The following is a 24,386-nucleotide window of genomic DNA, read 5'->3' on the forward strand; positions in this document are numbered from 1 at the left end:
GGTTCGGCCCGTCAAAGTATCCAAAAATCACCCGTAACTGTCTCGTGCCGTTTCGGCTCATATCCGTTGCAGGCAACAAGATAGCATTACTTCGCTAAGTGATGCTACCTCTTTTGTGCGGTTTCCACTTTTGAGAGTGCGCACTCTGAGGTTGAAGGGGTGTTTTGGCCGTCTTTGCGATCAACAATTTTGCGTTTTTCTCAAGAATATTTTTTGAAAGATAACGTTGATAACCGCTGATGGTTATGGAGTATCATCATTAAAACGCTGTAAAAACAATGGCTTTTAGAATTTGAATTCATTTAAATTTCAAGAGGTACTATCTCTTTGTTTTTTGTTGACAAGAGGTACTATTTCAATAATGCTCTACTCCAGAAAAAGCGAGCTGACGACCGATTGCATGTAGAAAAAGGTTGGCGATTGGCTCCGGGAACATGGTTCGCGCAACACTGCGCGCTCAAAAAATAAAATGGAAAGCTGCTATGGGTGCCGTCTCCGAACGTCTCACAGAGCTGGGTATCGTATTGCCTTCGGTTGCCCCGGCTTCAGGTAACTACATCTCTCACAGGCTGGTGGGAAATCTGCTGTTCATTTCTGGACAGATTCCAAGGATTGATGGTGTCGAGCATTACGTTGGTGTGGTCGGCAAGGATATTTCGCCGGAAGATGGTTACAAGGCCTCCCGTCTTTGCGCACTCAACCTCGTGGCGCGTGTCAACGCTGCCCTGAACGGTGATCTTGATCGTCTCGTTGCCTGTGTCCAATTGCGCGGCTTCGTGAATTCCGTGCCCGACTTCAAGGGGCATCCGGCCGTCATTGATGGCGCTTCTGATCTGCTCGTCGAGATCTTTGGAGACAAGGGTCGCCATGTCCGCACTGCACTCGGTGCCGGATCCTTGCCGCGCGGTTCGTCGGTCGAGATCGACGCCATATTCGAAATTGCACCTGAAGCCTGACAACAAAAAGGGGAACTGGCCATGAATGGGACCAGCATGTCGGAAAAAGCCATTGAGATGACCGGCGTCAACAAATGGTACGGGACACTCCAGGTGCTGAAGGGCATCGACCTTAATGTGGCGCGGGGCGAACACATCGTTCTATGCGGCCCGTCAGGATCTGGAAAGTCCACCTTGATCCGTTGCATCAATCATCTTGAGGAAATCCAACAGGGCAAGATTTCCGTCAATGGCACTGAACTTAGCCAGAAGGGAAACAATGCAGACCACATTCGCCGCGATGTCGGCATGGTTTTTCAACAGTTCAACCTGTTTCCGCACCTGACCGTTCTTGAAAACTGTATGCTGGCGCAGCGCCGTGTGCGCAAAACACCGGTTGCCGAGGCACGCGACAAGGCAATGCGCCATCTTGAGCGGGTGCATATTGCAGAACAGGCCAAAAAATATCCCGCACAGCTTTCCGGCGGTCAGCAGCAGCGCGTGGCCATTGCCCGGGCGTTGTGCATGGACCCCAAGATCATGCTGTTTGATGAACCGACCTCGGCGCTTGACCCGGAAATGGTCAAGGAAGTGCTCGATACGATGATTTCGCTGGCCGATGACGGCATCACCATGATCTGCGTGACCCATGAAATGGGGTTTGCCCGTGCTGTCGCACACCGAGTCATCTTCATGGACCGCGGCGAGATCATCGAAAGCGCCAGCCCGGATACGTTCTTCAGCAATCCGGCCCATGAGCGTACCAGAACGTTCCTCAGCCAGATCCTCAACCACTGAGGGGTGACCGATGAACTATACATTTGATTTCGAACCCGTCTTTGCCGCCTGGCCGACACTTGTTGGCGGTGTGATCGGCACCTTGAAGATGTCGTCCCTTTCGATGGTCTTCGGCCTCAGCCTTGGCATCGTGTTCATGCTGATGCGGATGAGCAAACAGCCGGCCTTGCGGACAATCGCCATCGGTTACATCGAGCTGATCCGCAATACGCCGATCCTGGTTCAGGTGTTCTTTGTCTTCTTCGGCATGCCGGCGCTTGGCATCCGGTTGAGCGGAGAGCAGGCCGCGATATTGGCCATGACGCTGAACTGCGCCGCCTATGCAGCGGAGATCGTGCGAGGTGGCGTGCAGTCCATTCGCCCCGGCCAGATCGAGGCGGGCAGGGCGCTTGGCATGCATACGCTTGATATCTATCGCTTCGTGATCTTTCGGCCAGCGATCCGGGCAGTTTACCCCGCGCTGTGCAGCCAGTTCATTCTGATGATGTTGAACTCCAGTTTGATGTCTTCGGTCTCGGCAGAAGAGCTCACCTATTTCGCTCAGACGCTGGACGCACAGACCTTCCGCAGCTTCGAGATTTATCTCACCCTTGGGGTTATCTATCTGACGCTGTCGCAGTTCTTTTCCATCGCTCTCGGTGCAATTGGCCGAGTGTATTTCTCCTATCCGGTAAAGTGAGGCAGTGCGATGATCCGTCAATTTGGTTGGGGAGAGTTCCTGTTCCTGCTGGAAGGTGCGCGTTGGACGGTGGTCCTGTCGCTGCTGGCCTTTACCGCTGGAGGTGCCCTTGGACTTGCCGTGGCTCTTGGCCGCACCAGCAAGTGGAAATCACTCCGTATTCTGACTGCAACCTATATCCAGATCTTCCAGGGTACACCGCTGCTGGTGCAATTGTTCTTCGTTTATTTCGGCTTGCCGCTGTTGGGGCTGAAGGTCGACGTATGGGTGGCACTGACAATCGGCCTTTCGCTTCACACCAGTGCATTTCTGGGTGAAATCTGGCGCGGCAGCATTCAGGCCGTTCCTGATGGCCAGAGTGAAGCGGCGCGTGCACTCGGTATCGGTTATGTGCACCGTATGGTCGATGTTGTCCTGCCCCAGGCATTTCGCATCGGTCTGCCAGCGACCATCAGCTTCCTTGTCAATCTGATCAAGGGTACGGCGCTCGCAGCACTTCTTGGTCTGACGGAGCTGACCCGCTCCGGTCAGTTGATGTCCAACATCACGTTTCAGCCGCTGCAGGTCTACGGCGCTGTTGCACTCATCTACTTCTTAATCTGCATACCACTGACCTATTGCAGTGCACGGATCGAACGGCGTCTCAACGCCGCGCGGTAAAACAAGAACACATGACAAAAACCAACCAGAGGTGACAACATGTTCAATACAGCATTGACCCTTTCGCGTTCGAAAGCCATCGGCGGGTTCACCGCAGTGCTTCTCGCTGCGACTTCGTTCGCAACGGCCGCGCTGGCTGTGACGCCTGAAGAGATCAAGGCAAAGGGCACAGCAACGATTGGTGTCCAGATGGATCAGTTTCCATGGGGCTTCATTGATCCGAAGGGCCAGAATGACGGTTTCGATATCGAAATTGCCAAGATGATCGCCACTGAACTTGGCGTTGACGTCAAGTTTGAGCGTATTACCGGCCAGAACCGCATCCCGCTGTTGGTCAACGGCAATGTCGATTTCCTCGTTCCTTCGATGACAATTACCGAGGAACGCGCCAAGGTCATTCAGTACGTTATTCCTTATTCCTCTAACGACATTACCGTCTGGGGTAAAAAGGACGCAGCGATTGCTGCCAACGAAGATCTCGGCAAATACGTGATCGGCGTGAACCGTGGCAGCGCCTTCGACCCACTGCTGGTCAAGGTTGCGCCTGCAAACACCGAGATCAAGCGTTTCGATGACGACGCAACAACGGTTCAGGCACTGCTGTCGGGTCAGGTTGACGCCATTGTCGGCAGCATTACCTATGGTCTGGTGATCAAACAGGCCGGCTACGATGCGCAGTTCGACCGCAAGTACAAGGTCGCTGACAATTTTCAGGGCATGGCAGTGCGCAAGGGCGACCAGGAAATGCTGGATTTCCTGACCGACTTCGTAACCCGCCACACTGCTGATGGTTCGCTTGATGCAGTCTACAAAAAATGGATTGGCGTCGACCGCGCCAAACTGCCAACGACCCTGCCGGGCGTCGATTTTACCGGCAAGTAATAAGCTAGAAATATCTGCGCGGCCGCCAAGGCCGCCGCGCAGAACACCAGAATCTCAACAATTGAAGAGCTTTTGACCTCCGCCTGATTGTGCGGGTGGGGGACCGGTCGCTGCACGTCGAAATTTGAGCTTTCCCGCGCAGGCCACAGCAATAGCTCACTTACGGAGCATGAGTTATAAAATGGCGAAAGATGGCAAGCAGATCAGGGTCGGTGTCGATATCGGTGGCACCTTCACCGACGTTGCGATGGAGGTAGGCATCACGCTCCATTCGATCAAAGTGTTGACCGATTATTCCTATCCCGAAAACGCGATCGTCAAGGGTATCCGACAGGTGGCTGAGGTCGCCGGTGTCGACCTTTCCGAAATCGACACGATCATCCATGGCACGACACTGGCAACCAACGCGCTGATCGAGCGACGTGGTGCCCGCACGGCTTTCATCACCACCAAGGGCTTCCGCGACGTCATCGAAATGCGCACCGAAAGCCGTTTCGAACAATATGATCTCAACATCGTTTTACCTGCGCCGCTGGTGCCGCGTAACGAGCGTTTCGTGATCGATGAGCGTATCGGTGCTGACGGTTCAGTGCTGAAAGCGCTTGATCTTGAGGAAGTCGATGCGCTTTGCGACCGTATCATTGCGACCGGTTATGACAGTGTCGCCATCGGTTTCATCCATTCCTACCTGAATGGCGCCCATGAAAAGGTCGTGCGTGAACGACTGTTGGCCAAGAAACCGGATATTTCGGTGTCGATTTCGTCTGAAGTCTCGCCGCAGATGCGCGAATTCCAGCGTTTCAACACGGTTTGCGCCAATGCGTTCGTCAAGCCACTGATGGCTTCTTACCTCAACCGTCTTGTTGGACGCTTGACCGAAGAAGGCACACGTTGCCCTGTTTTCATGATACATTCCGGTGGCGGCATCATCAGCGTTGAAAGCGCCATCGACTTCCCAGTCCGTCTGTTGGAATCCGGCCCGGCCGGCGGTGCGATCTTCGCAGCGCATATCGCCAGCAGCTATGGCCTTGATCAGGTTCTGTCCTACGACATGGGTGGCACGACGGCAAAGATTTGCCTGATCGAAAAACAGACGCCCAAGACATCCAAGACCTTCGAAGTTGCCCGCACCTGGCGCTTCAAGAAGGGCAGCGGCATGCCGATCTCCATTCCCGTCATTGAAATGGTTGAAATCGGTGCCGGTGGCGGCTCCATCGCAACCATCGACAGCATGCGCCAGATCCGTGTTGGGCCGCACAGTGCCGGTTCCGAACCAGGCCCTGCCTGCTATGGCCGCGGTGGTGCCAACCCGACTGTCACCGATGCCGATCTGATCCTTGGTCGTCTTGACCCAGACGAATTTGCCGGTGGTGCCATGAAGCTGGATCGTCCGGCCTCCGACAAGGCCATGGACACTGACATTGCGTCCAAGCTCGAAACGGATATCGCAACGGCTGCTTACGGTCTCAGCGAAGTTGTTGATGAGAACATGAGCAATGCCGCCCGTATGCATGCGGTGGAAAATGGCAAGGAGCTCTCCGAGTTCACCATGATCGCGTTTGGTGGTGCAGCACCAATTCACGCTGCCCGTCTTTGCGAAAAGCTCGGCATGTCTGAACTGCTGATCCCGCCGGGCGCTGGTGTCGGTTCGGCCATCGGCTTCCTGCGCGCACCATTCGGTTTCGAATCCGTACGCAGTGCCTATAGCCGCCTCAGCCGCTTTGATGCCAAGGCAATCAATCAGACCATTGCCGATCTGATTGCCGAGGCGACATCTTTCGTGCGCTCCGGTGCGCCGGATGCTGACCCATCGCTCGAATGCACCGCCTACATGCGCTACGTCGGTCAGGGCTGGGAAGTGCCTGTTACCATTGAGGTTCGTGACTACGCTGACGTTGATGGCGCGTTGTTCCGCACGCTGTTTGACGAGCAATACGAACACTTCTTCGGTCGTGTCATCGATGGTCTCGATGTTGAAATCGTAAGCTGGTCGCTACGCGCTACTTCAAAGGTTGCTCCCCCAGACCGCATCGGCAAGACCGCAAAGTCTGGCATCGCCAAGACAACTGGTGTGCGTGAGATCTTCGATGTGCAGGAAGGCAGCTTCCAGAAAGCCTCGATCGTTGCCCGCAGCGACATGAAGGCTGGCGACTGGGTCGCCGGACCTGCCGTCATCACCGAACGCGAAACCTCGACCATTATCACCGCAAGCCGCGAAGTCATCATGCAAGCTGATGGTTGCCTGCTCGTATGCGTCAAGCAGACCGCTTGAACGGAGGATTACCCATGAAAACCAACGCACTTTCCGAAGTCCACATGCAGATCATGTGGAACCGCCTCATTTCCGTTGTGGAAGAACAGGCTGTTACCCTCATCCGTACCGCATTCAGCACCAGTGTGCGTGAATCGGGCGATCTGTCTGCCGGCGTGTTCAACCGCGGCGGCAAGATGATTGCCCAGGCTGTGACCGGTACGCCCGGTCACGTTAACGCCATGGCTGAGGCCGTCGGCCACTTCATCCGCGATATCGGACCTGAGAACATTTTCGAAGGTGATGTCTACATCACCAATGACCCGTGGAAAGGCACAGGCCACCTGCACGACTTTACCGTGGTTTCACCAAGCTTCCGCAATGGAGCGCTGGTCGGTTACTTCGCCTGCACCGCCCACGTGGTGGATGTCGGTGGCCGCGGTTTCGGACCGGATGCCAACGAAGTCTACGAAGAAGGTATCTTCGTGCCGATCATGAAATTTGCGGAGCGTGGCAAGGTCAACAAGGATCTGGTCAACATCCTGCACAACAACGTGCGTGAAAGCCATCAGGTGGTGGGCGACGTCTATTCTCTCGCCGCCTGCAACGAGATCGGCCATCGTCGTTTGATGGACATGATGGAAGAGTTCGAGCTCGACGACCTCGAAACGCTGGGCGAATTCATCTTCAAGCGCAGCTATGATGCGACGATCGAGCGTATCGCGGCATTGCCGAAGGGTTCTTATTCCAACGTCATGCGGGTTGATGGATATGGTTCTCCCATCGATATCGCCGTGCGTCTCGATGTTGCGGATGATTATATTCTGGCTGACTTCGAAGGCACGTCGCCGCCAAGCCCCAAGGGCATCAATTGCCCGATTATCTATTCGGCAGCCTATGCCTGCTACGGCATGAAATGCTCGATTGCGCCTGAAATCCCGAACAACCACGCCTCGCTGCTACCATTCCGCATGACGGCACCGACGAATTGCATCCTCAATGCCCAGCATCCGGCTCCGGTTTCGGTTCGCCATGTGCTTGGTCATCTTGTTCCGGATGCCGTGCTTGGCGCAGTTCACAAGATGCTGCCTGGCGTCGTTCCGGCGGAAGGCGCAGGCGCCCTGTGGAACCTGCATGTCAGCGTTCGTCCGCTGCAAGGTGAAAAGGCGCCGGCCGATGGTGGCCAGCGCGCTGAAGTTCTGCTGTTCAACAGCGGCGGTGCAGGCGCTCGTTCGACACTGGATGGTCTCAGCGCAACCGCTTTTCCAAGTGGCGTGCATTCCATGTCGATTGAGGCAACGGAACATGTTGGCCCAGTCATTTTCTGGCGCAAGGAACTGCGTGACGGTTCCGGTGGTGCAGGCCAGTTCCGTGGTGGTCTCGGTCAGGTGGTCGAGATTTCGCCAACCGATGGTCACGAAATGCACTTCAACGCGATGTTCGACCGTATCGACCATCCACCGCGCGGTCGTGAAGGTGGTGAGAACGGTGCCGCCGGTGCGGTTCTGCTGGATGACGGTACACGCCTTGCTTCAAAGGGACGCCAGCATGTGCCGGGAGGTCGTCGCCTGATCCTGCAGCTGCCAGGTGGCGGTGGTTATGGCCCAGTTGAAAAACGCGATGCCGATGCTGCCCAACGCGACACCGACTTCGACTACGTGATTGCCCAATAACCCTCCCGTAGAAACCGGGCGAGAAGTTCAGCCTCGCCCGGTTTCTGGCTCAAAGACAAGGTCAAGGAAATCGGAAATGAGTTTCGAAAACGGGCGCGCTACAAGCATCAAATCGTCCCCGAGCATGGCCATTGCCATGGCTGCAAAAAAGCTGGCTGCGGAAGGTCGAGATATCATTGACCTTTCGCTCGGAGAGCCGGATTTCGAGCCGCCGGAACATGTCAGAAAGGCCGCAATTGATGCCATTCTCAAGGGCGGCATTCGTTACGGCGCGCCGGCCGGCATGGAAAATCTACGCAAGGCGATTGTACAAAAATTCAAGGCCGAGAACGGGCTGGATTACACAACCGACGAAGTCACCATCGCCAATGGGGCCAAACAGATCCTGTTTGATGTGTTTCTGGCGACACTTGAAGCCGGGGATGAAGTGATCATTCCGACACCGTGCTGGGTTTCCTATGGCGATATTGTTTCATTGCATGGTGGTGTGCCGGTCTATGTGGAGTGCGGGGCTGAGGACGGTTTCAAGATTTCCGCCGCAAAGCTCGAAGCCATTATCACCCCCAAAACCCGCTGGCTGATGTTGAATTCACCCTCCAATCCAACCGGTGCGATTTATTCGAAAGAGGAATATCGCCAGCTTGGCGAAGTGCTGGTTCGATATCCCGATATTCTCGTGGTTTCCGACGAGATCTACGAACATGTGCTTTTGAAGGACACGCCATTTGTGTCTTTCGGCGTGGCGTGCCCGCAACTGCGTGAACGGACGCTGATCGTCAACGGCGTCTCGAAGGCCTATGCGATGACCGGATGGCGTCTGGGCTACGCGGCAGGGCCGAAGTCACTGATTTCTGCGCTCAACAAGATGCAGTCGCAAAGCGTGTCCTGCGTCTCGCCGATTGCACAACAAGCGGCGTTGGCGGCACTGACCGGTGACCAGGCCTTTGTCAGTAAGGGTGCGCAGATTTTTGCAGACCGCGCGCGTTTGATGGTCGAGCGCCTGGCCAAAATCGATGGCATCGATTTCATTCCACCGGATGGCGCATTTTACGCCTTCATCGGCGTTCAAAAACTGCTTGGTCGAAAAACAGCGGCGGGGCAGGTCATCGCCGATGACACAGGTTTTGCGGCGTGTCTGCTGCAGGACTTCGGCCTGTCGAGTGTGCCCGGAGCTGCCTTCGGAGCGCCCGGGTTCATTCGCCTGTCGATTGCCGCATCCAATCAGGAACTTGAAAGCGCCTGTGATCGTCTGGCCCAGATGGTCGGCTCCTTGAGCGCTTGAGCCAAAAAATCCCCCAACAACAGATAGGCTTGAGGTGACGCTTAGCGGCACCTCTATAACAGGAGGTTACACCATGAAAACTGAAGACTTGAAACATGTGCTGGGTGCAGGCTTGCTGTCCTTCCCGGTCACGCACTTTGACAGCCAGGGCAAGTTCAATGCAAAGAGTTATGCCGAGCACGTCAACTGGCTGTCTGGATTTGAGGCTGCGACCTTGTTTGCGGCTGGCGGCACAGGCGAATTCTTTTCGCTGACGCCGGAAGAAATTCCAGAAATTGTCCGCGTTGCCAAGGAAGCCGCCGGCAAGACACCAATTGTGTCTGGTTGCGGTTATGGCACAGACATCGCCGTTTCCATTGCCAGGTCGGTCGAAAAGGTCGGTGCTGATGGCATTCTGCTTTTGCCGCATTACCTGATCGATGCACCGCAGGAAGGCCTCTATCGCCATATCAAGGCGGTCTGCCAGGCAACCGGCATGGGCGTGATGGTGTATAACCGTGACAACTCGGTTCTGCAGGCCGATACGCTGGCAAGGCTTTGCGATGAATGCCCGAACCTTGTTGGCTTCAAGGATGGAACGGGTGATATTGGTCTTGTGCGTCAGATCACTGCCAAGATGGGCGACCGTCTGACCTATCTCGGTGGCATGCCGACGGCAGAACTGTTTGCCGAAGCCTATCTCGGTGCCGGCTTTACCACCTATTCCTCTGCGGTTTTCAACTTTGTTCCGGGTCTTGCTGTCGAGTTCTACAAGGCGCTGCGGGCTGGTGAGCGCGCCAAGTGCGAAAAGATCTTGCTCGACTTCTTCTATCCATTCATGGCGATCCGTAATCGTGCCAAGGGTTATGCCGTCTCGGCCGTCAAGGCAGGCGTGAGATTGCAGGGCTTTGATGCCGGTCCGGTCCGTTCGCCGTTGCAGGATCTGACGGCAGAAGAAATGGGCATGATGGAAACGCTGATCGGAAAGTACAAGCGTTGATCACACAGTCAGGGTTGCCTGTTTTAAGGCAACCCTGAGAGATGGATGGGTCGCCTTAATCAATAGCAGGGTGCACATTTGGCGGAATGGGGCAGACATAGGGTTGCCCATCCATTTTCTCGTCCCATTCCGATCGTGCTTTTGCCAGCAGTTCAGGTGAGGAAAACAGATCCAGGCCCGTTGATGCCATGGCTCTTGCCGCGTGGATCATTGCCTTGTGTGCACCGGCACTGCGCCCTTGCGCAACAACCTGCCATGTATGTGGATTGGTGCCGATTGCCCAGGCCGGCGCCCAGCACTGTGCGGTTGGTGTGACACGGCTGACATCCCCCACATCGGTTGACCCGGCGCGGAAATGTGATTGTCCCTCAAAAGACCGCAGACCGAGATGCAAGGGCTGTGTGCCATCAACCCTGTGATTGAGGAAAACATCCTCCTTGATCTGGTAAAGCCGGATGCTGCTCTTGATCGCTTCGTCGGTGAAGGTTGCCTGTATCTTCTGCGCGAAAGCAATGTCCGCATCGTCGAAGGGTACCGGTCCAAGTGCGGTCAGATTGTCATGGATCGCGTGCTCAAGTGTCAGATTGGGCAGAAGATTGGTCGACGCGGAGTCAAAAACGATCTCCAGTTCTGTTTCCGTCATCATGGCTGCACCATGGGCGACCTTGTTGACGCGCTCGGCAAGCGCAAGAGCCTGAGACATCTCAGGCGCGCGAACCAGATAAAGCACTTCTGCCCGGGCCTGCACCACATTGGCCGCTTTGCCGCCAGTATCGGTAATGGCGTAATGCACGCGGCAATCCTGCGGCATGTGCTCGCGCAGGAAGTTGACGCCGACATTCATCAGTTCCACAGCATCAAGAGCCGAACGACCAAGATGGGCGGCATTGGAGGCGTGGGCGGCGACGCCCTTGAAACGGTAATAATATTCAAGAACGGCGAGATTATTGGTAGAGCGTACACCGTTGAAGGGCGCGGGATGCCAGGTCAGGGCGGCATCAACATCGTTAAACAAACCGGCTCTCGCCATGAAGGTCTTGCCGGAACCACCTTCTTCACCAGGGCAGCCATAATAACGCACGGTGCCGGGAAGGTTGTTTTCGGCCAGGTGTTTTGCCAGTGAAATGGCGGCTAGCAGCGAGCCGCTGCCGAGCAGATTGTGACCACATCCGTGGCCCGTCGCACCTGATGCCTCGACTTGCGGCTCAGCAACGCCGGCAACCTGGCTCATATCTGCCAGCGCGTCATATTCACCGAGAAATGCAATGACCGGTTTGCCACTGCCATATTCTCCGATGAAGGCCGTTTCCATACCGGCAACACCTGCCGAAACGGTGAAATCATGCTGCTTGAGCATGTCGATCAAAAGCCCGGATGAACGGTGCTCATGGAATTTCAATTCCGCAAAATCCCAGATGCTGTCGCTGAGAGCCGTAAAACCGGGAGCAAGACCATCAATGGTCGCGTTCAAGGCGGCAAGGGAAGCGGTATCGGGCATGTTAAGTCCTCGCAGAAGGGGAAATTTTGGCAAAAGGAAACCTGCATGGCGAACCGCCGTCCGCCATTGCCTTGCGTCATAAAGACAGGATCTGTTCAGGGCTGTTGAAGCTGTTCAACAGCCCTGAAAACGTTCATCAGTCGTCGAGAGATACTTCCCAGAGGCGAGCATTGGACTGCCACACCGGAGCACCCTTGAGTTTGGCCGTTGCACCCCAGACATCGATCATGTCGTAGAGGAAGATGCCGGGCATTTCGACCAGCATCAGCTCATGGAATTCATCGAAAATCGCCTGACGTTTGGTTTGGTCGGTTTCGACATAGGCGGCATTCATCAGTTCAATGGCCTTTGGATTGTCCCACATCAGTGATGCATTCTTGTCCTTGTCACCCACATAGAAGCTGTACATCAGAGCCGGGTCGAGGCGGGGTGCGACCGACTGCGAAATCACCTGATAGTTGCCTGAACGACGACGATCGACCTGCGTGGCATAATCAAGAACTTCGATCTGAACATTGAGTCCTGCGGCCTGCATCATGGCCTGCGCCATCACGGCTGCCGGGAAGCTTGGTACGTTGCCGCGCTTGTTGGCGATGATGTTGATCTGCTCGCCCTTGTAACCGGCGTCGGCCAGCTCTTTTTTCACGGCTTCCAGATCATAGGCAGGGCGCTTTTTCTGGACGTCGCTGTAGTAGATCGAATCTTCCGCAACCATCGAACCGTTGGCGTGACCTGTACCGTTGGATGCTGCGGCAACGAGCTGTTCGAGATCAAGTGCCATGGCCATGGCACGGCGCACGCCAGGTTTGCTGAGAACCGGATCGCGGGACTGGATGTAGAACAGGTTCTTGCCGTTGTTCGGAGAGACGATTAGCTGTGTCTTGTCGTTCGACTGGAATTCGGGGATCAGATCAGGAGAGATTTCGGCCGTATCCAGAACACCAGACTGAAGGCCTGCCTTAACGGTGGACGCATCGGGAATGACCATGAACTTGATGCCATCGACGAGAGGTCGTTTCGAGCCGACCATGCCATCAGCCTTGCCGTCATTTTCTGGCGAGACGTAATCGTCGAACTTGGCAAGGCGGATATATTCGCCCTTCTTCCATTCATTCCATTTGAACGGACCGGTGCCGATTGGCTCTTTGAAGGTGCCATCAGAAGCAACGGATTCTGGCGAGATCATGCCGGTATAACCACATTCAGGACGCGACATCAGACCAAGGAAAACCGCTGAAGGTTTTTCGAGCGTCATGGCGACGGTGGTTGCATCCACGGCCTTGATGCCGGTGACATGAACGATACGGCTGCCGTCGAAATCACCGACACAGGTCCATTTTGTGGCTGGGTCCATATAACGGTTCCAGTTCCACACAACGTCTTCGGCGGTCAGGGTTTTGCCATTGTGGAATTTCACATTGTCGCGCAGCGTGAAGGTATAGGTGAGGCCATCTTCGGAGGTTTCGAAGCTCTTGGCGAGAAGTGGCTTGACCTCACCATTGTTGGCATAACCGACAAGACCTTCAACGATGTGGAGAATGACACCATCGGTGTTGCCGTCGCGGTTGACGCCGGGATTGTTGCTACGCAGATCCGAGCTCTGCGCCACAACGATATCGCGGGCATTTGCCATGGTGGCCATGGTGAGCAGGACGGTGCCTGCAAGCAGTATCTTTTTCATGTTCTACCCTCTTTTATGTTTGAGTTTATTTCTGGAATTCATCCCAGCAGACCCGTGACAATCTGCCGATGGTTTCAAGTGAGACGGTGTAACCGGGGGTGCCGTCCGGCATCGCCTGTGGCACCTGATCGGTGAAAGCGGCGATGATGTAGAAAGGTGCGCCATCGCGGTAGACGATGCCGGCATTCATGCGACCGCGTTTGCCGGTGCCGCCTTTGTGAGCGACGACAGTACCAAATGGCAGGCGGGAAGGAATGGCATAACGCAGGATCTGGTTCTTGAGCGTTTGCAGCGCGTAGGCACACAGTTCCATGGACGAGCCGAGCAATTCTGCCGCTTCCGGCGATGTCTGTGCGTCGAGAATGGTTTGTAGCAGAAAGGCCTGATCGCGTGCCGTGGTTGTCGTGACCGAAGCTAAAGTGTGATCCGGCGACAGGGCCAATGGCGGAATGAGGAAACGGTGATGGGTACCGCTCATGCCGATGGACTTGCAATAGCTGTCCACTTCGGAAAGTTGAAGTCGCTCGAACACCATCTTTGTGCAGACATTGTCACTCAGCACCATCATGCCGGTAATCGCGTCACGTAAGGAAATGACGATACCCGGTGTCAGGTAACGGAACATTCCACTGGCAACTTCTTCGGAAAAACGTTGCTCGTAGACAATCTGCTCATTGAGGTCGAGGCGACCCTCATGTACGGCCTTCAATGCCGCCATCATGATGGAGGTCTTGCGGGTGCTGGCAGACGGTGTTTCTTCGTCTGCTCCACGTTCGATTGTTTCCCCGGTCAGAAGATTGCGCACCATGAAACGGGTGGTGAAAGTGTGCGCATTGCAAATATTATCAAGCGCGGTTGCCGCCTTGGCTGTGTTTATGCTCATGCCCATATCAGGCCTCCAATCGCCATTTCAGTTGCACGCCACCATCTTCATTGAGGTCGAGTGCTGGAATTGCCTGAAGGAGACGTCGTGTGTAGGCCTCCTTCGGCGTGTCGAATATCGTGTCGCGGTCACCTTGCTCTATGATGCGGCCGTCCTGCATCACGATCACCCGGTCTGCCACCTGTTCGACAACACCAAGATCATGGCTGATGAACAGGCACGAAAAGCCGTAGCGTTTCTGCAGGTTGGAAAAGAGGTCCAGAACCTGCGCCCTGACGGTCACGTCGAGGGCCGAAACCGGCTCGTCGGCAATCAGGAATTTAGGGCGGCGGGCAATGGCGCGGGCAATCGCAACGCGTTGGCGCTGACCGCCGGACAACTCGTGCGGGTAACGCAAGGCGTAGTCGCTGTTCAGCCCCACTTCTTCCAGGGTTTCATAGGCGCGCTTCTTCTTGTCCGTACTGGTGATATCGGGCACCAGTCTCAGTGCTTCTTCAACCAGCGAGAGAATGGTCATGCGTGGATCAAGCGATGAATAGGGGTCCTGAAACACCATCTGGCAATTCATGCGGTAATCGGTCCAGTCTGCGTCTCGCGCGCGACCATTAAACAGGATCTGGCCGCTGCTTTCCTTGACAAGTCCGGCGATGGTGCGCCCAAGCGTGGTTTTGCCCGAGCCTGAGCCACCAACAAGTGCGACAACCTCACCTTCGTGAATGTCGATGCTGACGCCGTGAAGTGCGCGTTTCGGTGCGGCCTTTTTCAGGAAACCCTTGCGGCCTGGGTAATCGACAATGATGTCGCGTGCGCTGACCATCGCCTTGGCGTCAGATGGCAAAACACGCGCTTCGGCGCGGAAGGGCAGGGAAGACAGCAGTTTTTTGGTATAGGGATGCTGCGGTTTCTGGAGGATATCCTCCGTGGTGCCCTGTTCAACGATGACGCCTTTTTCCATCACCACGAGACGGCTGGTGTATCGGGCAACCATCGGCAAATCGTGACTGATCAGCAGAACCGCCGTGCCTTCGGCTCGGGTCAGTTCAACCATCAGCTCCATCACATCGCGCTGGATCACCGCGTCAAGCGCAGTGGTCGGTTCGTCAGCAATCAACAGGGCAGGCTTCAAAAGCATGACCGAGGCCAGCATGATGCGCTGGCGCATGCCGCCGGAAAACTCGTGTGGCCATGAGGTGAGCGCACCTTGCGGATCACGAATGCCAACCCGCTTGAGCATGTCGAGAATGCGGGACTTGCGTTCATCTGGTGGCAGCGTGGTGTGCAGGATGAGACCTTCTTCCAGCTGCTTGCCAATGGTCATGGAGGGATTGAGCGAGGTCATCGGCTCCTGGAACACGACACCGATTTCCGCACCACGCATGGCGCGCAAATCTCTGGCGGTCATCGTCAGAGTATCTCGCCCCTTGTAAAGGATCGTACCACCCGTTGCTTTGACCACGGGAGGCAGCAGCGAAATCAAGGCACGGGTTGCAAGTGTCTTACCCGAACCGCTTTCGCCAACGATGCCGAAAATCTCGCCCGGCTTGATGTCGAAGCTGACCTTTTTGACCACCTCAATGCCGGTATGGGACACCTGGAGCGACAGGTCACGAACGCTGATGAGATTTTGTTCTGTCATTTCAGGCCCCTCATGCGTGGGTCGAGTTTGTCGCGCAGCGCATCGCCCAGAAGGTTGATTCCAAGAAGGGTGAGTGCGATGCAAAGACCGGGGAAAAGACCAAGCCATACGGCCTGCTCAATGAAGGGACGGCCAGCGGCCAGCATGTTGCCCCAGGTTGGCGCCGGTGGGGGTACACCGAGACCAAGGAAGCTGAGTGCGCTTTCTGACAGAATGGCCCAACCAAACATTGATGTTGCCAACACCGTGATCGGTGCGATGCAGTTGGGCAGGATGTGGCGGAACATCGTGAAGAGTTCGCTGTTGCCCATCACCCGGGAGGCTTCGATGAATTCCCGTTCGCGCAGCGAAAGAACGGCACCACGCACCACACGTGCCATGGATGGGGTGTAAGCAATTCCGAGTGCGAAGATGATGCCATATTGGTTGGCGCCAAACACAGCGAGCAATCCAAGCGCCAGCAAAATGCCGGGAAAGGCCAACAGTGCATTGTTGATGGCCATGATGATGCCGTCCACCCAGCCACGGGCGTAACCACTGATCAGACCTATGAGTGAGCCGAAGAGCACGGCAAAGCTGACAGTCAGAAAACCGATCCAGACACTGGCGCGGGCACCGACGATGATGCGGCTGAGCACATCACGGCCGAATTCATCCGTACCAAGCCAATGATGTGCGTCCGGCGCGGCCAGACGTGCAGTGAAGCTGAGCTTCATCGGATCATAAGGTGTCCAGAACGAGCCGATCAACGCGGTAAGCAGGAGAATGGCAATCAGCGTTCCGCCGATTACGGCATTGAATGTAAACTTTTTCATTCGGCCACCACGCGCGGATCGAAGAGAGGATAAAGCAGGTCAACGATAAGATTGACCACGACGTAGGAGAGGGCGACGAACAATAGGCAGCCTTGAATAACCGGGTAATCACGCTGGAAAATGCTGTCGACCATCAGACGGCCAAGGCCAGGAATGGTGAAAACGGTCTCGATGACGGCGATGCCGCCAAGCAGATTGCCGAGGATCAGACCGATCATCGTCCAGGTGGGACCAAAGGCATTTTTAAACGCGTGTTTCCACAAGACGGCGCTTTCGGACAGTCCCTTGGCTCTGGCATGGGTGATGTAATCCAGTCGCAGAACTTCCAGGGTTGATGCGCGGGCCATGCGGATCAGCACGCCAGCCTCATGAATGACAAGCGTCATGATGGGCAGGACGATGTAAAGCAGGCCAGCCGTGAGGTTTTCGGACATGGAGACATATCCGAGCACTGGCAACCAGCCGAGCTTGAGACCGAAAAACAGCAGTAACAACAGACCGAGCCAGAATGTCGGAATGGAAAGCAGCACCGTTGCCGTGCCCACCAGGGCAAGGTCGGTAATGCTGTTTTGTTTCCAGGCGGCGATCACACCAGCTGGAACCGCAATCAGGCTGGCAAGCGCGACCGCAATCAGCACGATTTCCGCGCTGACGATGAAGCGTGAAACAACAAGTTCCAGCACCGGTTCGTCGTTGACGATGGATTTGCCGAAGTCACCCGCCAGAACATTCTGCCCCCAGATGAGGAATTGTTCCGGCATGGATTTGTCCAGGCCCAACTCGGTACGCATTTCAGCGATCTGCTCTGGCTGAGCCATGTCGCCCAGCATCAATGCTGCCGGATCGCCGGGAATGAAACGGATCAATGCAAACACGGTGATCGAAACGATCAGCACAGTCGGCAACGCCATGAATAGGCGATTTAAGATAAATCGAAGCATATGTTCCCCTGAACTGGACATGCCGTTTTTTAGGCGGCTATCCATTGTTCCAATTTTGAGGGACTATGAGCGATATGGAAAAAATGCGCAATATTATGCGTTTTTGTCATATGATTATGCATATTGTCGCAGTGGTTTTGGTTAGGTCAAAACCATCGTAAATTATTGTAAAATATTATTTTTGCGAGATATTTATCTGTTGTTTGAGTGTGTCCATTAGTGCCTGTGTGGCAAGTGATGGTGGAACTCCTGTTGGTTTTGCCAGGCCGAACTCTTGGGTGGCAACAGGCACAAACTGGCGCTGAACAATCGGCAGGTGAGGGTAGAGATTCGCATAAAAACTGCTGACGATACCCACGCCAAGATTATGCGCGGCATAGGCACATGCCGAGCTGTTGCTGTGGGTTTCGATCCTGACATTCTGGCGTACGCCTGCGCGCTGGAACGTATTGTCGAGCATCACGCGTTGCGGTCGTTGCCGTCCCAGCATGATCAACGGTTCACCGCGCAAATCCTTTGGGCCGATCTCTTTTTTAGCCGCCAGTGGGTGATCCTTGTGCATGACACAGACGCTGACGCCACGCGCAACGGGCTCCATGGTGATGCTTGTCGGGATCTCACCCTCATATCGCAGGAAACCGAAATCGATGACACGCTGCTCGATCATGCGGGTGATGGCTGTGGTTGTTTCAAAAAATGTTTCGATGCGCACATTGGGGAAGTTGCGGCCATATTCTGCGAGAACCGCTGGTGCGAAATTTTCCCACATGCTGCTGGGCAGACCCACGCGCACCAGATCTGGTCCGGACACACCGGTGCGTAGATCGTCTGCCAGTTCGGAAAACCGTTCGATACCGAGCAGCACGTTTTCGGCGTCTTTTGCAAGGATCAGTGCTTCGGGCGTCGGTATAAGTCGCCCCTTGTCGCGCGCAAAAAGCATCAAAGACAGGTCCGATTCAAGCTGTTGTAACAGCCTGCTGACGCCTGATTGGCTAAGGTTCATACTCTTGGCCGTTGCAATGGTGGAGCCTGTTGCAAGAAGGGTTTTGAGAACCTCCAATTGCCGAAAACTGATCATTGGCGGTACTCCTTCAAGGTAAAGCCCAAGACTTATATCCAATCTTCCAGTCTGCACAGAAAGGCAACGGCAACTTTTGAAAGTGGCGCACGTTCATTGCTGATGAGCGCATAGTTGACCGTCATGACAGATTCCATTGGTGCGAATGTCAGCATTAGGCTGGAATATTTTCAGGCAATCAGTTCACAGATACTAGAGATTCCCAACCCTCCGCTCGAAGTGCATATGCACAGTTAATCGAATGCGCCTCAATGGCAGGCAACGAGCGGTTGCCGTATCAGGTGGAGATCGCGGTGAAAGACGGAGTGTTGTGAAAACCCAGCGTTTGCGCGCCGACGGTGCAATCGAGCGACCACCGGGCAGTGCCAAAAGGAACATGAAATTTGCCGATTGCTTAGGCTGGGCTGGTCGACGCGACAAAAGCAACTGGTATGAGCGTGTGGTCGATCTTGCAAATGCTGGCTCATTCCAGTTGTTGTGGGATGAAATGCAGCAGGATTTCCGGCAATGAGCCGACATACGTAGCGCGTTCTGGTGTTTACTTCGCGATCAGGACTTCGATGCCGCGTTTTTCAAATTCGCGGGCGTCCCGGTCGGAAATGCCGTCATCGGTAACAAAAGAATGGATCACGTCGAGAGAACCCAGGCGCGTGAACGAAGACTTGTTGATCTTGGTCGAATCCGCAACGAGATAAACATGAGCGGCGGCCTTGATCATCGCTTCCTTCAACTGCAGGTCGGCGAAGCTTGGATAGGTCAGCCCGGCATCCAGTGCCACGCCAGCTGTTGCCAGAAACAGCTTGCCCGCAAAAATGTTGCGGAAATATTCGACCGACTTGTCACCCGAAAGCGAAAGTGTGGGGGATTTGAACTGTCCGCCCGGCATGTGCACGGCAAATGTTGGGACCGAGCCTAGAATAATCGCAATGTTGAGCGCATTGGTGATCAGGGTCAGGTCACGACGGTGGGTGAGGCGTGTGGCGATCTCGGTTGTTGTTGTGCCAGCATCGAGGATCAGCGTTTCACCATCCTTGACGAGGCTTGCGGCCAGCGCGCCAATGCGGCGCTTTTTGTCCATATTTTCCTGATGGTGCAGGGTCATGGTGCCGGTCTGCGGCGCTGCCGTGTTCAGGTATGCGCCGCCATGTTCCCGGGTGATGAAGCCTTCGTTTTCGAGTCTTTCGAGATCCTGGCGGATGGTTGCTTCCGACACATGGAATGCGGCCGCCAACTCTCTGACGCGGGCGGAACCTTCTTCCTGAAGCCATTCAAGAATACGGCGACGTCTTGGCTCGGATAGAAGCCCGATCATCGACTCCGCAGCATCGTGCTCGTCTTTCGCTTCCATTTGGGTGTACCTAAGCTCCTGAAACGCAACCAATCGAAATTATTCGATTCCTTTTTATCCGATCCTTACAGTATCGATCAGACGGCATCAAATCCTCAATTGGCGTTCTGCTGCAACACGACACGGGCCTGCAGCTTCTGCTGGACCTGATCCACCACCACTGCGGCGATGATCACAAGACCCTTGATGACGGTTTGCCAGAAGGATGAAACCCCCATCATGATAAGCCCGTCAGCCAGAATGCCGATGACGAAAGCGCCCACGATGGTGCCGGCAATACGGCCACGACCACCGGACATGGAGGTGCCACCCAGCACAGCTGCAGCAATGGCATTAAGCTCGAATGTCTCTCCCGTTGCCGGGTGACTGGCCTGCAGCTGCGAGGAGATGATGAGGCCAACAAATGCCGCGCACAGGCCGGAGAACATGTAGACGAAGAGCTTGATACGGTCGACGTTGACGCCCGACAGGGCAGCCCCGCGCTCATTGCCGCCAACCGCGTAGATATGCCTGCCAAGTGGTGTGCGGCTGGCAAGATAGGCAGCGCCGAGCGCCACAACAACCATGATCCAGACGGACACTGGAAAGCTGAGAAACGTGCCGGAACCAATGATGCGGAACGTGTCAGACCCATAGTCCGGATTGCCGGAGAGGTTTGGAAATGTCCGGCCCTCCGAGAACAGCAGCGCTGCGCCGCGCGCGACATAAAGCGTGCCGAGGGTAGCGATGAACGGCGCAACATTCAATTTGGTTATCAAGAACCCGTTTATTGAGCCGATAAAGACACCGACCACCAACACGATCAGGCAGATTTCGATTGTGTTGAACTGCAGGCTGTAGCCTATGCCGACAAATCCGAGATCAATGCCGTAAAGCACGAGATATCCGGCGACCATGGCGCAGAGGCCGACAATCGAGCCGACCGACAAGTCAATGCCGCCAGCGATGATGACAAAGGTCATTCCGATAGCGAGCAATGCATTCAGCGCAACGTGCTTGGAAATGATCACCATATTGCCCATGCTGAGGAAGTTGGGGGCGGCAATGGCAAAGAAGGTGAACACCAGAATGAGCGCCACGAATGTCCGCATGTGCAAAAGCAGCAGCAATGCAGAGGTTCTGGACGTGGACACTCCAGTGACGGTCTTGACGGTGCCAGAGGTGTCGATGCTGCTCATAGTGTTTCAACCTTTTTAAGATTGGGAGTTGCCGCCGAAACGACATCCGCTGCGTTGGCGCCAGCCGGGAATTGACCGGTCAGCCTGCCATTCGCCATGACGAGAATGCGATCGGAGAGGGCCAGAACCTCCTCCAGATCGGATGTAACAAAAAGGATGCCCAAACCATCGCCGGCCAGGCGCCGCATAGTGCGGAAAATTTCCGCCTTGGCGCCAATGTCGATGCCGCGTGAGGGCTCATCCATCAGCAGTATTTTCGGTTTCGTCATCAGCGCCTTGCCGATGACGACCTTTTGCTGGTTGCCGCCGGACAGGCTGGAAACCGGGTGTTCCATGCTGGCAATCTTGATTGCCATGCGCTTGACGAATTCGGCAGCCTTGGCGGCCTCTGCCTTGAGGCTCAGGTGAAACCCGCGCGTGAAGTCGTAAAGAGACGACATCGTCAGGTTTTCCCGGATTGTCATGATCTGCACGAGGCCGTCGCGTTTGCGATCCTCAGGGATCAGAGCAAGACCGCGACGAATGCGACCGGAGACACTTTTTTCCTTGAGTGGTTTGCCCGAAATAAACATCTGGCCGGACGAATTCGGATGTTGTGCCATGATGCACTCAAGCAGTTCCGAACGGCCGGCGCCCATCAGGCCATAAAGCCCGACGATTTCACCTTCTCTGACCGTCAGCGACATGTGATCAACGGCATAACCGCCAGCCGGGCTCGGCAGGCAGATGTTTTCAACACGAAATACTTCGTCGCCCAGCTCGTGCTCAACGGTTTTGGGAAACTCTTTGGATGCGCTGCCGATCATGTTGGCAACGATCCAGGGAATGTCGACGCCCTTCATCGAACGTGATCCGGTGATAACGCCATCACGCAGGACGGTTATATAGTCACCAATGCGGATCAACTCTTCGAGGCGGTGCGAGATGTAAACAATACCGACGCCCTGTTTTTTCAGGTCGTTGATGACCCGGAACAGCACCTCGACTTCGGCCGCAGAAAGTGCTGACGTTGGCTCGTCGAGAATGAGAATGCGGGCATTTTCTGCCAGTGCCTTGGCAATCTCGACAATCTGTTGCTGACCGATCCGCAAATTGCCGAGCGGCGTGTCGGGATCGATATTCTGCTCAAGCCGTTTCATCAGTGCTCTGGCGGCGCTGGTCTGTGCGGCTCTGTCGATATGAATACCCGCACGGGTCTTTTCGTGGCCGACGAAGATGTTTTCCGCGACCGTCAGGTTGGGGAACAGGTTGAGTTCCTGAAAAACGATGCCAACGCCATGTTTGGCGGCATCCGTCTTATCGGCAAAAACAACCTGTTTGCCATCGAGTTCGATCGCGCCGCCATTCAGTTGCTCAACACCGGCGATGATTTTCATCAGCGTTGATTTTCCGGCGCCATTTTCGCCGACCAGAACGTTGACCGCGCCCATGCGTAGGTCAAAATCGACGTTCTTGAGTGCCTGGGTTCCAGGATAGATTTTTGATCCATTGCGGATGGACAGGCCGATTGGATGCGGTTCCACTGTTGCAACCGCACTCATTGTGCCACCTCGATCGACACAGGCATGATCAGCGGCTGTTCGGTTGCGGAGCGAATGACGACAGCGCCGAGAAAATTGATTTTTTTACCCTTTAGCGGCGTGTCGGCGGTGGGCAGTTTGGAAACGGCCTTGTCGTTCAAAGCGCGGCCGAGGCGGGCATATTCAATCTGGTCACGGAATGTGGAGAAGTCATAAAGTGCTGTTGTGTCGCGCAGGGCCGAACCCTTGATGACCGGACCCAGTTGTAGGGTTGCGTCGGCCTTTCCATCACCATCGATGTCGATATCTGCAACGGCCGCTTTGGATGCGCGGTTTTCGTCTATAGCGGTTGCTGTTCCCTTGACCGCGAAGTTCCAGCCGCCGCCAGCGCCGCCAACTCTTACACCATGGTTCTCTCCAGCCTTGTCGAGACCGGATTTGATAGCGTCACGAAGTTGCGCGAGATCCACGGCCTTTTCTGACAGTGCCGGTACCAGCTTGGCATCGAACGTCGTCTCGACCAGTTCCGCAATCGGGTCCGCAGCGGCACCTGTCGCATCGTCTTTGTTGGTCTTGACCAGTTTGCAGCCTGAAACGGACACGGCAAGCAGGCTCACCGCAACAAGGGTTGTGATTTTCATGGTGATCCGAACTTTTAAAAGCGGGCAAACATCCGGGATGCTCAAACACCCCGGATGGCGATGCAGATTTTACTGCGTCAGCGCGAATGTCTCGAGCTTTTCGGCATTGTCAGCGTTGATAAGAATGCAATCCATCAACTGCTTTTCTTCAAGACCTGTGGAGCCGGTCTTGATGAACTTGTCAGCCTGTTCAACAGCCAGCTGCGCCTGCTGGTAAGCGGGCTGAAGAACCGTTGCTTTGATGCCGCCCTTCTTGATGGAGTCACGAACGTCGTTCGAGCCATCGAAGCCAACAACGATAACATCCTTGCGGCCGGCGGCTTCAAGTGCTGCATAAGCGCCCATGGCCATGGTGTCGTTACCAGAGATCACGCCCTTGATGTCAGGGTGTGCCTGAAGGATCGATTCCATAACGGTGTAAGCTTCGGTCTGCGACCAGTTCGCCGTCTGTTTGGCGACCAGCTTCATGTCCGAATACTGGTCGATCACGTCGTGATAACCCTGCGAACGAATGCCGGCATTGGTGTCGGATTCCTTGCCGAGAAGCTCGGCATAGTTACCCTTTTCACCCATCAGCTTGACGAATTCTTCCGCGCCGAGCTGTGCGCCTTGATAGTTGTTGGAAACGATCTGCGACACGGCGACGCCGGTCGTGGTGATTTCACGATCAATCAGGAATGAAGGAATACCTTTGTCCTTGGCCTTCTGGACAGCTGCTACCGAAGCGTCGGCGCCAGCATTATCGAGAATGATGGCCTTTACGCCAGCAGCAATGGCGCTGTCGAACAGCTCGTTCTGTTTGTTCGCGTCATCATCATGCACCAGGATCATGGTGCCGTAACCCAGTTCTTTTGCCTTGGCTGCAGCGCCGTCCGCTTCCGCCTTGAAGAATGGGTTGTCATGGCTTGGTGTAATGATTGCAATAGTATCGGCAGCTAAAGCCACGCCGGACATCGCGCCGGCAATGCCGAGCGCGACGACGGACATCAAAAGACGTTTCGTCAGTTTCATGGAGACCTCCCGTTGTC

The 24,386-nt window shown here is 55.3% G+C and carries 22 protein-coding genes; 10 read left to right on the plus strand and 12 right to left on the minus strand.

Annotation, left to right across the window (positions count from 1 at the left end):
• Positions 1-482 precede the first annotated feature (482 nt).
• The 9 genes from RT613_RS03430 to kdgD all read left to right on the plus strand — a co-directional run bounded on the left by RT613_RS03430 (position 483) and on the right by kdgD (position 10,139).
• The gene (locus RT613_RS03430; protein ID WP_313613001.1) at positions 483-956 is read left to right on the plus strand and encodes a RidA family protein; all 474 of its coding nucleotides are present in this window, start codon (positions 483-485) and stop codon (positions 954-956) included.
• A 36-nt stretch (positions 957-992) separates the two neighbouring features.
• Positions 993-1,733: an amino acid ABC transporter ATP-binding protein gene (locus RT613_RS03435; protein WP_409558756.1), complete on the plus strand. Its 741-nt coding sequence runs from the start codon at positions 993-995 to the stop codon at positions 1,731-1,733.
• A gap of 10 nt (positions 1,734-1,743) precedes the next feature.
• A complete protein-coding gene (locus RT613_RS03440; RefSeq protein ID WP_313613003.1) occupies positions 1,744-2,412 on the plus strand; it encodes an amino acid ABC transporter permease in 669 nt (222 codons plus the stop codon).
• Positions 2,413-2,421: 9 nt separating this feature from the next.
• A complete protein-coding gene (locus tag RT613_RS03445) occupies positions 2,422-3,072 on the plus strand; it encodes an amino acid ABC transporter permease (RefSeq protein ID WP_313613005.1) in 651 nt (216 codons plus the stop codon).
• Positions 3,073-3,111: 39 nt separating this feature from the next.
• Positions 3,112-3,954 (plus strand): transporter substrate-binding domain-containing protein, encoded by an 843-nt coding sequence (locus RT613_RS03450; RefSeq protein ID WP_313613006.1) that lies wholly within the window; start codon positions 3,112-3,114, stop codon positions 3,952-3,954.
• Positions 3,955-4,135: 181 nt separating this feature from the next.
• Positions 4,136-6,226 carry a hydantoinase/oxoprolinase family protein gene (locus RT613_RS03455; protein ID WP_313613007.1) on the plus strand — a complete coding sequence of 697 codons (2,091 nt, stop codon included), beginning with the start codon at positions 4,136-4,138 and terminating at the stop codon, positions 6,224-6,226.
• 14 nt (positions 6,227-6,240) lie between these two features.
• Positions 6,241-7,878 carry a hydantoinase B/oxoprolinase family protein gene (locus RT613_RS03460; RefSeq protein WP_313613008.1) on the plus strand — a complete coding sequence of 546 codons (1,638 nt, stop codon included), beginning with the start codon at positions 6,241-6,243 and terminating at the stop codon, positions 7,876-7,878.
• Positions 7,879-7,954: 76 nt separating this feature from the next.
• Entirely contained in the window at positions 7,955-9,160 is a 1,206-nt protein-coding gene (locus RT613_RS03465) for a pyridoxal phosphate-dependent aminotransferase (RefSeq protein WP_313613010.1), read from the plus strand.
• A gap of 73 nt (positions 9,161-9,233) precedes the next feature.
• Entirely contained in the window at positions 9,234-10,139 is a 906-nt protein-coding gene (gene kdgD / locus RT613_RS03470; RefSeq protein WP_313613011.1) for a 5-dehydro-4-deoxyglucarate dehydratase, read from the plus strand.
• Between the two features lie 55 nt (positions 10,140-10,194).
• Here kdgD and RT613_RS03475 read toward each other — a convergent pair whose 3' ends face one another.
• From RT613_RS03475 to RT613_RS03505, 7 genes are all read right to left on the minus strand, one after another.
• Positions 10,195-11,637 carry a M20 family metallopeptidase gene (locus RT613_RS03475; protein ID WP_313613012.1) on the minus strand — a complete coding sequence of 481 codons (1,443 nt, stop codon included), beginning with the start codon at positions 11,635-11,637 and terminating at the stop codon, positions 10,195-10,197.
• A gap of 136 nt (positions 11,638-11,773) precedes the next feature.
• Positions 11,774-13,318 carry an ABC transporter substrate-binding protein gene (locus RT613_RS03480; RefSeq protein WP_313613014.1) on the minus strand — a complete coding sequence of 515 codons (1,545 nt, stop codon included), beginning with the start codon at positions 13,316-13,318 and terminating at the stop codon, positions 11,774-11,776.
• 25 nt (positions 13,319-13,343) lie between these two features.
• Entirely contained in the window at positions 13,344-14,201 is an 858-nt protein-coding gene (locus RT613_RS03485) for a serine hydrolase (protein ID WP_409558754.1), read from the minus strand.
• 7 nt (positions 14,202-14,208) lie between these two features.
• Positions 14,209-15,837: an ABC transporter ATP-binding protein gene (locus RT613_RS03490; protein WP_313613017.1), complete on the minus strand. Its 1,629-nt coding sequence runs from the start codon at positions 15,835-15,837 to the stop codon at positions 14,209-14,211.
• Positions 15,834-16,652: an ABC transporter permease gene (locus tag RT613_RS03495; protein WP_313613018.1), complete on the minus strand. Its 819-nt coding sequence runs from the start codon at positions 16,650-16,652 to the stop codon at positions 15,834-15,836. The genes RT613_RS03490 and RT613_RS03495 overlap by 4 nt, the downstream gene beginning before the upstream one ends.
• The gene (locus RT613_RS03500) at positions 16,649-17,593 is read right to left on the minus strand and encodes an ABC transporter permease (RefSeq protein ID WP_313613019.1); all 945 of its coding nucleotides are present in this window, start codon (positions 17,591-17,593) and stop codon (positions 16,649-16,651) included. Before RT613_RS03500 ends, RT613_RS03495 begins: the two co-directional genes overlap by 4 nt.
• Positions 17,594-17,768: 175 nt before the next feature.
• Positions 17,769-18,668 carry a LysR family transcriptional regulator gene (locus tag RT613_RS03505; RefSeq protein WP_313613068.1) on the minus strand — a complete coding sequence of 300 codons (900 nt, stop codon included), beginning with the start codon at positions 18,666-18,668 and terminating at the stop codon, positions 17,769-17,771.
• 313 nt (positions 18,669-18,981) lie between these two features.
• Here RT613_RS03505 and RT613_RS03510 point away from each other — a divergent pair, with 313 nt between their 5' ends.
• The gene (locus tag RT613_RS03510; RefSeq protein WP_313613021.1) at positions 18,982-19,182 is read left to right on the plus strand and encodes a hypothetical protein; all 201 of its coding nucleotides are present in this window, start codon (positions 18,982-18,984) and stop codon (positions 19,180-19,182) included.
• Positions 19,183-19,209: 27 nt separating this feature from the next.
• Here RT613_RS03510 and RT613_RS03515 read toward each other — a convergent pair whose 3' ends face one another.
• The 5 genes from RT613_RS03515 to RT613_RS03535 all read right to left on the minus strand — a co-directional run bounded on the left by RT613_RS03515 (position 19,210) and on the right by RT613_RS03535 (position 24,369).
• On the minus strand, positions 19,210-20,019 hold the full coding sequence (locus tag RT613_RS03515) for a DeoR/GlpR family DNA-binding transcription regulator (protein ID WP_313613023.1): 810 nt from the start codon (positions 20,017-20,019) through the stop codon (positions 19,210-19,212).
• Positions 20,020-20,114: 95 nt separating this feature from the next.
• Entirely contained in the window at positions 20,115-21,197 is a 1,083-nt protein-coding gene (locus RT613_RS03520) for an ABC transporter permease (RefSeq protein ID WP_409558755.1), read from the minus strand.
• The gene (locus RT613_RS03525) at positions 21,194-22,738 is read right to left on the minus strand and encodes a sugar ABC transporter ATP-binding protein (RefSeq protein ID WP_313613025.1); all 1,545 of its coding nucleotides are present in this window, start codon (positions 22,736-22,738) and stop codon (positions 21,194-21,196) included. The genes RT613_RS03520 and RT613_RS03525 overlap by 4 nt, the downstream gene beginning before the upstream one ends.
• Positions 22,735-23,358: a DUF2291 family protein gene (locus tag RT613_RS03530; RefSeq protein ID WP_313613027.1), complete on the minus strand. Its 624-nt coding sequence runs from the start codon at positions 23,356-23,358 to the stop codon at positions 22,735-22,737. Before RT613_RS03530 ends, RT613_RS03525 begins: the two co-directional genes overlap by 4 nt.
• A gap of 69 nt (positions 23,359-23,427) precedes the next feature.
• Positions 23,428-24,369 (minus strand): D-ribose ABC transporter substrate-binding protein, encoded by a 942-nt coding sequence (locus tag RT613_RS03535; RefSeq protein WP_313613029.1) that lies wholly within the window; start codon positions 24,367-24,369, stop codon positions 23,428-23,430.
• Positions 24,370-24,386 lie beyond the last annotated feature (17 nt).

This window comes from Agrobacterium sp. (assembly GCF_032092815.1).
Lineage (GTDB): Bacteria > Pseudomonadota > Alphaproteobacteria > Rhizobiales > Rhizobiaceae > Agrobacterium.

Bases quoted from the DNA above. Each gene is read 5' to 3' on its own strand.
- RT613_RS03430 (WP_313613001.1), top strand. From the start codon at position 483: ATGGGTGCCGTCTCCGAACGTCTCACAGAGCTGGGTATCGTATTGCCT.
- RT613_RS03435 (WP_409558756.1), top strand. From the start codon at position 993: ATGTCGGAAAAAGCCATTGAGATGACCGGCGTCAACAAATGGTACGGG.
- RT613_RS03440 (WP_313613003.1), top strand. From the start codon at position 1,744: ATGAACTATACATTTGATTTCGAACCCGTCTTTGCCGCCTGGCCGACA.
- RT613_RS03445 (WP_313613005.1), top strand. From the start codon at position 2,422: ATGATCCGTCAATTTGGTTGGGGAGAGTTCCTGTTCCTGCTGGAAGGT.
- RT613_RS03450 (WP_313613006.1), top strand. From the start codon at position 3,112: ATGTTCAATACAGCATTGACCCTTTCGCGTTCGAAAGCCATCGGCGGG.
- RT613_RS03455 (WP_313613007.1), top strand. From the start codon at position 4,136: ATGGCGAAAGATGGCAAGCAGATCAGGGTCGGTGTCGATATCGGTGGC.
- RT613_RS03460 (WP_313613008.1), top strand. From the start codon at position 6,241: ATGAAAACCAACGCACTTTCCGAAGTCCACATGCAGATCATGTGGAAC.
- RT613_RS03465 (WP_313613010.1), top strand. From the start codon at position 7,955: ATGAGTTTCGAAAACGGGCGCGCTACAAGCATCAAATCGTCCCCGAGC.
- kdgD (WP_313613011.1), top strand. From the start codon at position 9,234: ATGAAAACTGAAGACTTGAAACATGTGCTGGGTGCAGGCTTGCTGTCC.
- RT613_RS03475 (WP_313613012.1), bottom strand. From the start codon at position 11,637: ATGCCCGATACCGCTTCCCTTGCCGCCTTGAACGCGACCATTGATGGT.
- RT613_RS03480 (WP_313613014.1), bottom strand. From the start codon at position 13,318: ATGAAAAAGATACTGCTTGCAGGCACCGTCCTGCTCACCATGGCCACC.
- RT613_RS03485 (WP_409558754.1), bottom strand. From the start codon at position 14,201: ATGAGCATAAACACAGCCAAGGCGGCAACCGCGCTTGATAATATTTGC.
- RT613_RS03490 (WP_313613017.1), bottom strand. From the start codon at position 15,837: ATGACAGAACAAAATCTCATCAGCGTTCGTGACCTGTCGCTCCAGGTG.
- RT613_RS03495 (WP_313613018.1), bottom strand. From the start codon at position 16,652: ATGAAAAAGTTTACATTCAATGCCGTAATCGGCGGAACGCTGATTGCC.
- RT613_RS03500 (WP_313613019.1), bottom strand. From the start codon at position 17,593: ATGCTTCGATTTATCTTAAATCGCCTATTCATGGCGTTGCCGACTGTG.
- RT613_RS03515 (WP_313613023.1), bottom strand. From the start codon at position 20,019: ATGGAAGCGAAAGACGAGCACGATGCTGCGGAGTCGATGATCGGGCTT.
- RT613_RS03520 (WP_409558755.1), bottom strand. From the start codon at position 21,197: ATGAGCAGCATCGACACCTCTGGCACCGTCAAGACCGTCACTGGAGTG.
- RT613_RS03525 (WP_313613025.1), bottom strand. From the start codon at position 22,738: ATGAGTGCGGTTGCAACAGTGGAACCGCATCCAATCGGCCTGTCCATC.
- RT613_RS03530 (WP_313613027.1), bottom strand. From the start codon at position 23,358: ATGAAAATCACAACCCTTGTTGCGGTGAGCCTGCTTGCCGTGTCCGTT.
- RT613_RS03535 (WP_313613029.1), bottom strand. From the start codon at position 24,369: ATGAAACTGACGAAACGTCTTTTGATGTCCGTCGTCGCGCTCGGCATT.